Raw genomic sequence first — 12,581 nt, 5'->3', positions numbered from 1 at the left:
CACCTCAGGCCTTGCCTCGAATCAGGCGGCGCAAGGCGAAGCGGTTCGGATGACACGCCTCGGCCACGGCCCTGGGCAATGGCAGCGGTTCGTTATCCAGCCAGGCCGCGAGCAATTCGCCAGACAGCGGCGCGGTGATCAGTCCGCGTGAACCGTGGCCGCTGTTGACGTACAAGCCATCCAGCCATGGACAAGGGGCGTCCGGCGTTTGCCGGGCATCCTTGCTCAAGGCGCTGTAGGCAAGATTGAACGCCTGAGCGTCAGCGAGCGGGCCGACTATCGGCAGATAGTCCGGGCTGGTGCAACGAAACGCCGCGCGCCCTTCGAGTGCTTCAGGCTGCAGGGTGTCCGCGCCGAGCCGCGCGACCAGATCCAGCGAAATTTCTTCGAGCATCTGCAGGTTGCCCGCATGCTCCGCCGCTGTGGGTGTCAGGTCGTCATTGTTGAAATCGAAGCTGGCGCCCAAGGTATGTTCACCCAGACGTGCGGGAGCGACATACCCTTCGGCGCAGACCACGGTGCTCAGGCTTTGGCTTTCGACCGTCCGGGGCAGGCGCGTGATCTGTCCGCGAATGCGCTTGAGCGGCAACTCGCTGCTGTACGGGAATCGCGCGATCTCGGCAGCGCCGGCCAACACCACCACGGGCGCCTCGGCCAGCAGCCTGTCGCCATCCCACGCCTGCCAGCGTCCGTCCATGCGACGCAGTTCCAGCACCTCGTGATGGGTCAGCAGTTGAATGTTCGATTGTGCAGCCTGCCATTGGCACAGGGCTGGCGGATGCACCCAACCGCCTTCGGGGTAGAACAGGCCGCCTGCTGGCAGCGCGATACCCGCGCGAGCCTCGGCTTGCGCCTGATCGATTGTTTGCAGCAAGTCTTCGGGAAACGCTGCCGCCAATTGCGCCTGGCGTTCGGCTTCCTTGGCATTGAACGCCAGCTGCAAGACTCCGCAATCGTCCCAGTCCACGCCGCGCTGCAAGCGTTCAAGCAAGCGCCGGGTGTAGCCAAATCCACTGACAATCAGTTGCGATAACGCCGTGCCATGGGCCGACAGCTTGAGGTAAAGCACGCCCTGGGGATTGCCCGAGGCTTCCTGCGCGAGTGCGGCGTGACGCTCCAGCAAGCTGACCTGCCAGCCCCGCGCCGCGAGGCTGGCCGCCGTTGCGCAACCGGCCAGGCCGGCGCCGATCACCAGGGCGCGGCGTTCGCCGGCCAGAAGTGTGGGGCGCGCAAACCACGGTTTGGCCGCGGCAGGTTTCGGGGCTTCTTCCGGCCAGCCGATGAACGCGCCGCGCAGGATTTCCCATTTGTGGCCAATGCCCGGCGTGCGTTTCATCTTGAAGCCCGCAGCGTTGAGCAGGCGCCGTACCCAACCGGTGCTGGTGAAGGTGCTGATAGTCGACCCGGGGGCCGCAAGCCGAGCCAGTTCGGCAAACAGTTCGGCGGTCCACATGTCCGGATTTTTCGCCGGGGCAAATCCGTCGAGAAACCAGGCGTCGATTTGTGCGTCCAGCTGCGGTAACTGCTCCAGGGCGTCGCCGATCAGCAGGGTTAGGGTGACGCGCCCGCCATCGAGCACCAGGCGCTGAAAGCCCTGATGGATGGCCACGTATTGCGCCAACAGTTGGTCGGCAAACACCTTGAGTTCCGGCCACAAGGCCAGCGCCCGCTGCAGGTCCGGCAGACTCAACGGGTACTTTTCCACGCTGACAAAATGCAGGCGCGCCCCGGCCACCGCGTGCTGCTCGAACAACTGCCAGGCGCAGAGGAAATTCAACCCGGTGCCGAAACCGGTCTCGCCAATCACCAGCCGTCCGCCCGTCGGCAACGCGGCAAAGCGTTCACGCAATGCGTTCTGTTCAAGGAACACGTAGCGGGTTTCATCCAGCCCGGAGAGGTCGGAAAAATACACATCGTTGAACACCCGCGAACGCGGGAGCCCTTGGTCGTCCCAGTCGAGTTGGGCGTGGGGTATTACGGGTTTCATGGCAGGCTCGGCAACGGCAAGGCGGCCATTCTAGCCGATCGCGGGCCAGGCGCTTGATCCATGGCAACCTGTGTGACGGCCCAGCCAATGAAAATGGCATTTCTCCTACACAGGAGAGGTCAATCCGCTAGTCTTGCTCAGATCTGGAAGGGAGCCATCCATGTTCGAATCCGCCGAAATCGATCACAGCATCGACAAAGAAACCTACGAAGCCGAAGTGCCAGCCCTGCGCGAAGCCTTGCTTGAAGCGCAGTTCGAACTTCAGCAGCAGAAACGCTTCCCGGTGATCATCCTGATCAATGGCATCGAAGGTGCCGGCAAGGGCGAGACGGTCAAGTTGCTCAACGAATGGATGGACCCGCGGCTGGTCGAAGTCCGCACGTTCGATCAGCAAACCGATGAAGAACTGGCCCGGCCACCGGCCTGGCGCTATTGGCGGATGCTGCCGGCCACGGGGCGCATGGGGATATTCTTCGGCAACTGGTACAGCCAGATGCTGCAGGCCCGGGTCCATAGCGAGATCAAGGACCCCAGGCTCGATCAGGCCATCAACGGTGCCGAGCGCCTGGAAAAGATGCTGTGCGATGAAGGCGCGCTGATCTTCAAGTTCTGGTTCCACCTCTCCAAGAAGCAGATGAAAGCGCGTCTCAAGGCCTTGGCCGACGACCCGCTGCACAGCTGGCGCATCAGCCCGCTGGACTGGCAGCAGTCCGAGACCTACGACAGGTTCGTGAAGTACGGCGAGCGCGTTCTGCGCCGCACCAGTCGCGACTATGCGCCGTGGCATGTCATTGCCGGGATGGACTCGCACTATCGCAGCCTGGTGGTGGGCAAGATCCTGCTCGAAGGTCTGCAAAACGCCCTGAAGCGGCCGCAAATCCACCCGGAAAAAGTCAGCGCCGCGCCGGTGTTCCCAAGTGTCGATCAAATCAACCTGCTCGATAGCCTCGACCTGACCCTGCAACTGGACAAGGAGGATTATGAGGAGCAGTTGATCACCGAACAGGCCCGATTCTCCGGGTTGATGCGCGACAAACGCATGCGCCGTCACGCCCTGGTGGCAGTGTTCGAGGGCAACGACGCGGCGGGCAAGGGCGGCGCGATCCGGCGGGTGGCGGCGGCACTGGACCCGCGCCAATACAACATTGTGCCGATTGCCGCGCCGACAGAAGAAGAGCGCGCGCAGCCGTATCTCTGGCGCTTCTGGCGGCATATTCCGGCGCGGGGCAAGTTCACCGTGTTCGACCGTTCCTGGTACGGCCGGGTACTGGTCGAGCGCATCGAAGGGTTTTGCAGCCCGGCGGACTGGTTGCGTGCTTACAGCGAAATCAACGACTTCGAAGAACAGCTCGCCGACGCCGGCGTCATCGTGGTCAAGTTCTGGCTGGCCATCGACAAGCAGACGCAACTGGAGCGTTTCCAGGCGCGCGAAGAAATTCCCTTCAAGCGCTTCAAGATCACCGAGGACGACTGGCGCAATCGCGACAAGTGGAACGACTATCGCGCCGCGGTGGGCGACATGGTCGACCGCACCAGTACCGAAATCTCGCCATGGACGCTGGTGGAGGCCAATGACAAGCGCTGGGCACGGGTGAAGGTCCTGCGCACGATCAATCACGCGCTAGAGCAAGCCTTCGAGCGCTCCGATCGACATGAGGGCAAGAAGAAGGACAAGAAGTAAGGCGATGGCTGCGCATACGCGGGGTGAATGATTGTCGCGGTCGGTAATTGGGTGCGCTTATGCTCGATGCACTCTCAACCGACAACAACAATGAGGTATGCCATGCGTGAAGTGGTGATCGTCGACAGCGTACGGACTGGCCTGGCCAAATCCTTTCGCGGCAAGTTCAACCAGACCCGCCCGGATGACATGGCGGCGCATTGCGTCAACGCCTTGTTGGCGCGAAGCGGTATCGACCCGGCCAGCGTCGAAGACTGCATCGTCGGTGCCGGTTCCAATGAAGGTGCCCAGGGCTACAACATCGGGCGCAACGTCGCGGTGCTGTCGCAGTTGGGTACCGGCACCGCCGGCATGACCCTCAACCGCTTCTGTTCGTCAGGCCTGCAGGCGATTGCCATCGCCGCCAACCAGATCGCCTCGGGTTGCAGCGACATCATTGTTGCCGGTGGCGTCGAGTCGATCAGCCTGACCATGAAAAGCGTCAACACCGATAACCTGATCAACCCGCTGCTCAAGGAGCAGGTGCCGGGGATCTACTTCCCGATGGGGCAGACCGCCGAAATCGTCGCACGCCGCTACAACGTCAGCCGCGAAGAACAGGATCTGTACGCATTCCAAAGCCAGCAACGCACCGCCCTGGCCCAGGCGAGCGGGTTGTTCGACGATGAAATCGTGCCAATGGCTGTGAAGTACCGCGTGGAAGACAAGACGACAGGCCAGGTGCAGATCCTCGACGGCGTGGTTGATCGCGATGACTGCAACCGCCCGGACACTACCCTGGAAAGCCTGGCCGGTTTGAAACCGGTCTTCGCCGAAGACGGTTCGGTCACTGCCGGCAACTCTTCCCAGTTGTCCGATGGTGCCTCCATGACGCTGGTGATGAGCCTGGAAAAAGCCCTGGCGCTGGGCTTGAAACCCAAAGCCTTCTTCCGCGGCTTCACCGTGGCCGGTTGCGAGCCGGATGAAATGGGCATCGGCCCGGTGTTCTCCGTGCCCAAGCTGCTCAAGGCCAAGGGCTTGCAGATTGCGGACATCGACCTGTGGGAGCTCAACGAAGCCTTCGCCTCGCAGTGCCTGTATGCGCGCAATCGACTGGAGATCGATAACGCCAGATACAACGTCAACGGCGGCTCGATTTCCATCGGCCATCCATTCGGCATGACCGGTTCGCGCCAGGTCGGGCACCTCGTTCGCGAGTTGCAGCGACGCAATCTGCGCTACGGCATCGTGACCATGTGCGTGGGCGGTGGGATGGGGGCTACGGGGTTGTTTGAGGCGGTGCGCTGAATCTGAAGATTTGTGGTGATTGTTAGATAGCCATCGCGAGCAGGCTCGCTCCCACAGGGATCCGGTGTGTGACAAAGATCCAGTGTGGGAGCGAGCCTGCTCGCGATGCAGACGCCTCGGTCTACCGATTCATCTGCAAATTTTGCATCCGCTCGATGTAAGCCAGAATCTCCCGCTCAGCCACTTCCGCACTCACAAACGGCCCTTCCAGCGTGTCTTCGCGGGTGCTGAAATACAACTCCCCATTCACTCGACACAACCGGTCACTGCGAAAGTGGGTGGCGGGGGCGTTGTCCTGGGCGCGCATGCCGAACATGGCTATCTCCTGAAATGTGCGGTGGGTGGATCCAATCAGCTTATGCATGAACCACTTGCGCAGCCTGACTATCGGATCGACGGCATGTCGCCAATTTAATGTTGCGACCTGCACAGTTTCATTCGCGGCCAGGCGCCAACTGTCCCTGTGTGCCACACCGCCGTGCGCCTAGAATGACGGCTCTGGACACTTGGCCTTTTGGGGGACGCATGCACATTTCATCCGGTCGCTGGGTTTACGGCCTGTTCCTGGCCTTGCTGACCGCGCTGCTGTGGGGAATCCTGCCGATCAAGCTCAAGCAGGTGTTGCTGGTCATGGACCCGGTCACGGTGACCTGGTTTCGTCTGATGGTCTCCGGCGGGTTTCTGTTCCTTTATCTGGCGGCGACCAGGCGCTTGCCCAGCCGCAAAGTCCTCGGTCCCCGTGGTGGCTGGCTGGTGCTGATGGCCGTGCTCGGCCTGGTGGGCAACTACGTGCTGTACCTGATGGGCCTGAACCTGCTGAGCCCCGGCACCGCGCAACTGGTGGTGCAGATGGGCCCGATCATGCTGCTGGTCGCCAGTGTGTTTGTGTTCAAGGAGCGTTTCAGCCTGGGGCAGGGGATTGGCCTGGCGGTGCTGCTGATCGGTTTCGCGCTGTTCTTCAATCAGCGCCTGAGTGAACTCTTGACCTCCTTGACCGACTACACCGCTGGCGTGCTGCTGGTGCTGTTGGCGTCCACGGTCTGGACGTTCTATGCCCTGGGCCAGAAGCAATTGCTGACGGTGTGGAATTCGTTGCAGGTGATGATGGTGATCTACCTGTTCTGCGCACTGCTGTTGACGCCGTGGGTACATCCGCTGGAAGCGCTGCAGTTGAATCCGCTGCAAGGCTGGCTGCTGCTGGGTTGCTGCCTGAATACCCTGATCGCCTATGGCGCATTTGCCGAAGCCCTGGCCCATTGGGAGGCCTCGCGGGTCAGTGCGACGCTGGCGATAACGCCATTGGTGACTTTTGGCGCCGTGGCATTGGCCGCCTGGTGGTGGCCTGACTACGTGCATGCGGAGACGATCAATGGTCTGGGGTATGGCGGGGCGATCCTGGTGGTGCTGGGGTCGGCGCTGGTGGCGTTGGGGCCGTCGTTGATTGCCGGGCTCAAGGCCCGGAAGTTGCGGATGGCGGCCAATTAGTCCGAGTTATCGTTCATCGCGAGCAGGCTCGCTCCCACATTTTTGACCGCATGCGCAGTTCAATGTGGGAGCGAGCCTGCTCGCGATGACTGACTAAAGGCGCTGAAGAACTCAGCCCTTGGCCCCAGCCTCCAGCATATTCTCCGGCCGCACCCAGGCATCGAACTCTTCATCCGTCAGATACCCCAGTTGCAGCGCCGACTCTCGCAGGGTCAGCCCTTCGCTGTAGGCCTTCTTGGCAATCTCCGCCGATTTGTCATAGCCAATATGCGGGTTCAACGCCGTTACCAGCATCAGGCCACGCTCCAGATGTTCGGCCATTTTCCCGGCGTCCGGCTCCAGGCCGGCGATGCAATGCTGCTGGAAGTTGCTGCAGCCATCGCCCAGCAGACGGATCGATTGCAGCAGGTTGTGGATGATCACCGGTTTGAACACGTTCAGTTGCAGGTGGCCCTGGCTGGCGGCAAAACCGATGGTCACGTCGTTGCCCAATACCTGGCAGGCCAGCATCGACAGCGCTTCGCACTGGGTCGGGTTGACCTTGCCCGGCATGATCGAACTGCCCGGCTCGTTGGCCGGCAGTTTCACTTCGGCGAACCCGGCACGTGGCCCGGAGCCCAGCAGGCGCAAGTCGTTGGCGATTTTCATCAGGGCCACGGCAAGGGTTTTCAGTGCGCCGGAGAGCGCGGTCAGCGGCTCGTGCCCGGCCAGCGCGGCAAACTTGTTCGGTGCGGTGGTGAAGGGCAGGCCGGAAAGCGCCGCCAGCTCCGAGGCGATCGCTTCACCAAAGCCATGGGGAGAATTCAGCCCGGTACCGACGGCCGTGCCGCCTTGAGCCAGCTCGCAGACGGCCGGCAGTGTCGCGCGGATTGCCCGTTCGGCGTAATCCAGTTGCGCGATGAAGCCCGAGACCTCCTGGCCGAAGGTGATGGGCGTGGCGTCCATCATGTGCGTACGCCCGGTCTTCACCAGTTTCATGTGCCGCGCCGACAGCTCGGCCAGGCCGCCTGACAATTCGGCAATCGCCGGCAGCAAGTGTTGCTGCACGGCCTGGACCGCGGCGATATGCATGGCAGTGGGGAAGCAGTCGTTGGAGCTCTGGGAGCGATTGACGTGATCGTTGGGGTGTACCGGGGACTTGCCGCCGCGCGGGTTGCCGGCCAGTTCGTTGGCGCGTCCGGCGATCACTTCGTTGACGTTCATGTTGCTCTGGGTACCGCTACCGGTCTGCCAGACCACCAACGGGAACTGATCGTCGTGGTTGCCGTCGAGCACTTCGTCGGCCGCTTGTTCAATCAGTCGGGCAATGTCGGCGGGCAGGTCGCCATTGCGATCGTTGACTCGCGCCGCGGCTTTCTTGATCAGGGCTAGGCCGTGCAGTACCGCCAGCGGCATTCGTTCGTTGCCAATGGCGAAGTTAACCAGCGAGCGTTGCGTCTGAGCGCCCCAGTAGGCTTCATCCGGGACTTCAACCTGGCCAAGGCTGTCGGTTTCGATACGGCTCATCGGTCACACTCCTGTTGTCTGATTGCGCAGTTTAGGCCGTGCTCGACGGCCGGGGTTCCATCGGTCTCGCTGATGTCCATTGAACCCCTCTAAATCAGGTGCGACAAGGCTTGGGGTTGAGTGACACACTTTTTTAGGCGCAGAATGGACGTCCTTGGGGTTTTACCTCGCCTGTTAGAAAGGAAACTCGATGACTCGTCTTCGTGCCATCTGTACCGCAGTTGCATTGGTTTGTGCCAGTGGCCAGGTTTTCGCCGATACCGCCAGCCACAACGCCAGTGCCGAAGCTTTCCTGACCCTGGCGCATGCTGACAAATTGGGCACTCCGGTGTACATGCAGGTTCAGCAGATGTTCGCCCAGCGCTTCCAGCAAACCAAAGCCCCTGACTCGAAAAAAGCGGTACTGGAAACTTACCAGGCCAAGGCCAACGCGGCACTGGACCAGGCCATCGGCTGGAACAAGCTGAAGCCGGACATGGTCAAGCTCTACACCACCAACTTCACCGAATCGGAGCTCAAGGACCTGGTTGCGTTCTACCAGTCGCCCCTGGGCAAGAAAGTGCTGGAAAAAATGCCGCAGCTGACCCAGCAATCGGCACAGATGACCCAGGCCAAGCTGGAAAGCGCCGTTCCTGTGGTCAACAAGTTGCTGGCTGACATGACTGCCGAGCTGACGCCGAAAGACGCAGCGGCACCAGCCAAGAAAAAGCCTTAAGCGGAGTTCGTAATGACCATGCAACAACGCATCGAATCGACGCTGGCCCTGTTACAGCCAGAGCACCTGCAAGTGCTGGATGAAAGCCACATGCACAGCCGCGGGTTGCAGACCCATTTCAAGGCCGTGGTGGTCAGCCAGCAGTTCGAGGGGCTCAATCGCGTCAAGCGTCACCAGAAAGTCTACGGCACGCTTGGCGAGCTGATGGGCGAGTTCCATGCGTTGGCGCTGCATACCTACACGCCGCAGGAATGGGCACAAATGGATGGGGCTCCGGCCTCGCCGACCTGTGCCGGTGGCAGCAAGCATTAAGTTCGAAAGATTTGTTAGAATGTCCAACGCGCCGCTTACCCGGCGCGTTTTTTTTCGCATCCGGTTCACCCCTTACGAGGGTAGCCACCTGGAGATTTACCCATGACACAACAGATTGTCGTGGCGGCACTGTACAAGTTCGTCACCCTGGAAGATTACGTCGCCCTGCGCGAGCCACTGCTGCAGGCAATGGTCGATAACGACATCAAAGGCACGCTGCTGATCGCCGAAGAAGGCATCAACGGTACCGTATCCGGCAGCCGTGAAGGCATCGATGGCCTGTTGGCGTGGCTGCGCAACGATCCGCGCATGGTCGACATCGACCACAAGGAGTCGTACTGCGACGAGCAGCCGTTCTACCGCACCAAGGTCAAGCTCAAGAAAGAAATCGTGACCCTGGGCGTTGAAGGCGTGGATCCGAACAAAAAGGTCGGCACCTACGTCGAGCCGCAGGACTGGAACGCGCTGATCAGCGATCCGGAAGTGCTGTTGATCGATACCCGCAACGACTACGAAGTGTCGATCGGCACCTTCGAAGGCGCGATCGATCCGAAAACCACCAGTTTTCGCGAATTTCCCGATTACATCAAAGCCAACTTCGACCCGGCCGTGCACAAGAAGGTCGCGATGTTCTGCACCGGCGGCATTCGTTGCGAAAAAGCGTCGAGCTACATGCTCAGCGAAGGCTTCGATGAGGTCTATCACCTCAAGGGCGGCATTCTGAAGTACCTCGAAGAGGTGCCTCAGGAAGAAACCAAGTGGCAGGGCGACTGCTTCGTGTTCGATAACCGCGTGACGGTTCGCCATGACCTGAGCGAAGGCGAGTACGATCAATGTCATGCCTGCCGTACACCGGTCAGCGTCGCCGATCGCGAGTCCGAGCATTACGTGGCCGGTATCAGTTGCCCGCATTGCTGGGACAACCTGAGCGAGAAAACCCGTCGCAGTGCCATCGACCGCCAAAAACAGATCGAACTGGCCAAGGCACGCAACCAGCCTCACCCAATCGGCTACAACTATAAGCAAGCATCCTCCGAGGCCTGAACCATGTCTGCATGCCGCCTGCTCTATGTGATGGATCCGATGTGTTCCTGGTGCTGGGGTTTTGCCCCGGTTGCAAACGCACTGGTCGAACAGGCGGCGGCAGCAGGTGTGGACGTGCATCTGGTGGTGGGCGGCTTGCGCACCGGCAGTGGTGCGGCGCTGGAACCTTCAACCCGGCGCTACATCCTTGAACACTGGCAGGCGGTCACCGAGGCCACCGGCCAGCCGTTCAAGGTGGAAGGCGCCTTGCCAGAGGGATTCGTCTACGACACCGAACCGGCCTGCCGGGCACTGGTGACGGCGCGCAGCCTGGCGCCGGATTGCGCGTGGAAACTGCTGGGGCTGATTCAGCATGCGTTTTACGCCCAGGGCCGGGACGTTACCCACGCCAGTGTGCTGGTGGAGCTGGCAGAACAGGCCGGCCTGCCGCGTATCGAGTTCGCTGGCGCGTTCGACCGTGCCGACATGCACGCTGCGACGGCTGCCGATTTCACCTGGGTCCAGGATCTGGGTATCGCCGGTTTCCCTACCATGCTGGCTGAGCGAAATGGTCAATTGGCCCTGCTGACCAATGGCTATCAACCGCTAAGTGTGCTGTCACCGCTGCTCGGCCGCTGGCTGGAGCGCGCTGCCTGTGCATGACCTGCCCGACGACGTTCCAAGCGCAAAACGCGTCGACCGCTTGAGCTGGGCGGAAATCCGCCGTCTGGCCCTTCATCACAAGAAATCCCTGTGGATCGCCAACGGCGTGGCCGTGTTGGCGACCCTGTGCAGCGTACCGATCCCATTGCTGTTGCCGTTGCTGGTGGACGAAGTGCTGCTGGGGCACGGTGACGCCGCGCTGAAAGTCATGAACCTCGCACTTCCCCAGGTTTGGCAGAAAGCCGCGGGCTACATCGGCCTCATGCTGTTGGTGACCCTGGCCCTGCGTTGCGCGGCCCTGCTGTTCAACGTGGTGCAGGCGCGGTTGTTCGCCGCGTTGGCCAAGGACATCGTGTACCGCATTCGCATCCGCCTGATCGAGCGGCTCAAACGCATCTCTCTGGGTGAATACGAAAGCCTGGGCAGCGGTACGGTGACCACTCACCTGGTGACCGACCTGGATACCCTGGACAAATTTGTCGGCGAAACCCTCAGTCGATTCCTGGTCGCGATGTTGACCCTGGTCGGCACCGCCGGGATTCTGTTGTGGATGCACTGGAAGCTGGCGCTGCTGATCCTGCTGTTCAACCCGCTGGTGATCTACGCCACGGTGCAGCTGGGCAAGCGGGTCAAGCACCTGAAGAAGCTGGAGAACGACAGTACCTCGCGCTTCACCCAGGCGCTGACCGAGACTCTCGACGCGATCCAGGAAGTGCGTGCCGGTAACCGCCAGGGCTTTTTCCTCGGTCGTTTGGGGCTGCGGGCCAGGGAAGTTCGCGATTACGCGGTCAGCTCGCAGTGGAAGACCGATGCCTCGAACCGTGCGAGCGGCCTGCTGTTTCAGTTCGGTATCGATATTTTTCGTGCCGCCGCGATGCTCACTGTGCTGTTCTCGGACCTGTCCATTGGCCAGATGCTCGCGGTGTTCAGCTACCTGTGGTTCATGATCGGCCCGGTGGAACAACTGCTGAACCTGCAATATGCCTATTACGCCGCCGGGGGTGCGCTGTCGCGGATCAACGAATTGCTGGCTCGGGCCGATGAACCGGAATACCCCAATGGCGTCGACCCGTTCACCGGCCGCGAGACCGTGGGTATCGAGGTGCAGGGCCTGAGTTTCGGCTATGGCGACGAACTGGTGTTGAACCAGATGGACCTGTCCATCGCTCCCGGGGAAAAAGTCGCGATCGTCGGCGCCAGTGGTGGCGGCAAAAGTACGTTGGTGCAATTGCTGCTGGGCCTCTACACACCGCAGGCCGGGACCATTCGTTTCGGCGGTTCGACCCAGCAGGAGATCGGGCTGGAGACCGTGCGGGAAAATGTCGCCGTGGTCCTGCAGCATCCGGCACTGTTCAACGATACGGTCCGCGCCAACCTGACCATGGGCCGTGAGCGCAGTGACGACGCCTGCTGGCAGGCGCTGGAAATTGCCCAACTGCACGCCACGATCCGCGAGCTGCCCAACGGCCTGGACAGCATCGTAGGGCGTTCCGGGGTACGTCTGTCCGGCGGGCAGCGGCAGCGCCTGGCGATTGCGCGGATGGTGCTGGCCGATCCCAAGGTAGTGATTCTCGACGAAGCCACGTCAGCGCTGGATGCTGCCACCGAATACAACCTGCATCAGGCATTGGCGCGTTTCCTCAGCCACCGCACCACACTGATCATTGCCCATCGCCTGTCGGCGGTGAAGCAGGCCGACCGGGTGCTGGTATTCGATGGCGGGCAAATTGCCGAAGATGGCGATCATCAGCAGTTGATTGCCGATGGTGGCTTGTACGCCAAGCTTTATGGACATTTGCAGCAGCATTGACCTGTCGCGACGTGCGCGGTGGTGGTAGCAGTGGTTGGCTGATCCAGAGGGGCAATGCGGGTAGGCGGTATAGGTGGAACGCACGTGCCCGAATGTTTTCCATTCATAACTT

General features: G+C 61.3%; 11 protein-coding genes. 8 read left to right on the top strand and 3 right to left on the bottom strand.

Features of this window, described 5'->3' with window-relative positions; translation table 11 throughout:
- Window positions 1–4: 4 nt before the first annotated feature.
- Window positions 5–1,987 carry a bifunctional tRNA (5-methylaminomethyl-2-thiouridine)(34)-methyltransferase MnmD/FAD-dependent 5-carboxymethylaminomethyl-2-thiouridine(34) oxidoreductase MnmC gene (mnmC, locus tag ABTV29_RS23135; RefSeq protein ID WP_433766963.1) on the bottom strand — a complete coding sequence of 661 codons (1,983 nt, stop codon included), beginning with the start codon at window positions 1,985–1,987 and terminating at the stop codon, window positions 5–7.
- Window positions 1,988–2,147: 160 nt separating this feature from the next.
- Between mnmC and pap the strand changes: the two genes are divergently transcribed.
- Window positions 2,148–3,668 (top strand): polyphosphate:AMP phosphotransferase, encoded by a 1,521-nt coding sequence (gene pap, locus ABTV29_RS23130; protein WP_433766962.1) that lies wholly within the window; start codon window positions 2,148–2,150, stop codon window positions 3,666–3,668.
- 102 nt (window positions 3,669–3,770) lie between these two features.
- On the top strand, window positions 3,771–4,955 hold the full coding sequence (locus ABTV29_RS23125; RefSeq protein WP_433766961.1) for a thiolase family protein: 1,185 nt from the start codon (window positions 3,771–3,773) through the stop codon (window positions 4,953–4,955).
- Between the two features lie 121 nt (window positions 4,956–5,076).
- Here the strand turns inward: ABTV29_RS23125 and ABTV29_RS23120 are convergent, their stop codons facing one another.
- A complete protein-coding gene (locus tag ABTV29_RS23120) occupies window positions 5,077–5,271 on the bottom strand; it encodes a DUF6316 family protein (RefSeq protein ID WP_433766960.1) in 195 nt (64 codons plus the stop codon).
- A 209-nt stretch (window positions 5,272–5,480) separates the two neighbouring features.
- Between ABTV29_RS23120 and ABTV29_RS23115 the strand changes: the two genes are divergently transcribed.
- Window positions 5,481–6,440 carry a DMT family transporter gene (locus tag ABTV29_RS23115; RefSeq protein ID WP_433766959.1) on the top strand — a complete coding sequence of 320 codons (960 nt, stop codon included), beginning with the start codon at window positions 5,481–5,483 and terminating at the stop codon, window positions 6,438–6,440.
- 111 nt (window positions 6,441–6,551) lie between these two features.
- On the opposite strand, the gene ABTV29_RS23110 is transcribed toward ABTV29_RS23115, so the two are convergent.
- A complete protein-coding gene (locus ABTV29_RS23110; protein ID WP_433766958.1) occupies window positions 6,552–7,946 on the bottom strand; it encodes a class II fumarate hydratase in 1,395 nt (464 codons plus the stop codon).
- A 190-nt stretch (window positions 7,947–8,136) separates the two neighbouring features.
- Here ABTV29_RS23110 and ABTV29_RS23105 point away from each other — a divergent pair, with 190 nt between their 5' ends.
- From ABTV29_RS23105 to ABTV29_RS23085, 5 genes are all read left to right on the top strand, one after another.
- On the top strand, window positions 8,137–8,661 hold the full coding sequence (locus ABTV29_RS23105) for a DUF2059 domain-containing protein (protein WP_096512831.1): 525 nt from the start codon (window positions 8,137–8,139) through the stop codon (window positions 8,659–8,661).
- Between the two features lie 12 nt (window positions 8,662–8,673).
- Window positions 8,674–8,973 carry a BolA family protein gene (locus ABTV29_RS23100; RefSeq protein WP_110967048.1) on the top strand — a complete coding sequence of 100 codons (300 nt, stop codon included), beginning with the start codon at window positions 8,674–8,676 and terminating at the stop codon, window positions 8,971–8,973.
- A 102-nt stretch (window positions 8,974–9,075) separates the two neighbouring features.
- Complete coding sequence (locus tag ABTV29_RS23095; protein ID WP_433766957.1) at window positions 9,076–10,017, top strand: rhodanese-related sulfurtransferase; 942 nt, start codon at window positions 9,076–9,078, stop codon at window positions 10,015–10,017.
- Between the two features lie 3 nt (window positions 10,018–10,020).
- Window positions 10,021–10,659 (top strand): DsbA family protein, encoded by a 639-nt coding sequence (locus ABTV29_RS23090; RefSeq protein WP_433766956.1) that lies wholly within the window; start codon window positions 10,021–10,023, stop codon window positions 10,657–10,659.
- Entirely contained in the window at window positions 10,652–12,469 is a 1,818-nt protein-coding gene (locus ABTV29_RS23085) for an ABC transporter ATP-binding protein (RefSeq protein WP_433766955.1), read from the top strand. Before ABTV29_RS23090 ends, ABTV29_RS23085 begins: the two co-directional genes overlap by 8 nt.
- Window positions 12,470–12,581 lie beyond the last annotated feature (112 nt).

The sequence above is a fragment of the Pseudomonas putida genome, from assembly GCF_050989985.1.
Lineage (GTDB): Bacteria > Pseudomonadota > Gammaproteobacteria > Pseudomonadales > Pseudomonadaceae > Aquipseudomonas > Aquipseudomonas putida_AI.
This window is presented reverse-complemented; position numbering and strand designations above follow the sequence as displayed.

Bases quoted from the DNA above. Each gene is read 5' to 3' on its own strand.
- ABTV29_RS23115 (WP_433766959.1), top strand. From the start codon at position 5,481: ATGCACATTTCATCCGGTCGCTGGGTTTACGGCCTGTTCCTGGCCTTG.
- pap (WP_433766962.1), top strand. From the start codon at position 2,148: ATGTTCGAATCCGCCGAAATCGATCACAGCATCGACAAAGAAACCTAC.
- ABTV29_RS23100 (WP_110967048.1), top strand. From the start codon at position 8,674: ATGACCATGCAACAACGCATCGAATCGACGCTGGCCCTGTTACAGCCA.
- ABTV29_RS23095 (WP_433766957.1), top strand. From the start codon at position 9,076: ATGACACAACAGATTGTCGTGGCGGCACTGTACAAGTTCGTCACCCTG.
- ABTV29_RS23105 (WP_096512831.1), top strand. From the start codon at position 8,137: ATGACTCGTCTTCGTGCCATCTGTACCGCAGTTGCATTGGTTTGTGCC.
- ABTV29_RS23110 (WP_433766958.1), bottom strand. From the start codon at position 7,946: ATGAGCCGTATCGAAACCGACAGCCTTGGCCAGGTTGAAGTCCCGGAT.
- mnmC (WP_433766963.1), bottom strand. From the start codon at position 1,987: ATGAAACCCGTAATACCCCACGCCCAACTCGACTGGGACGACCAAGGG.
- ABTV29_RS23125 (WP_433766961.1), top strand. From the start codon at position 3,771: ATGCGTGAAGTGGTGATCGTCGACAGCGTACGGACTGGCCTGGCCAAA.
- ABTV29_RS23120 (WP_433766960.1), bottom strand. From the start codon at position 5,271: ATGTTCGGCATGCGCGCCCAGGACAACGCCCCCGCCACCCACTTTCGC.
- ABTV29_RS23090 (WP_433766956.1), top strand. From the start codon at position 10,021: ATGTCTGCATGCCGCCTGCTCTATGTGATGGATCCGATGTGTTCCTGG.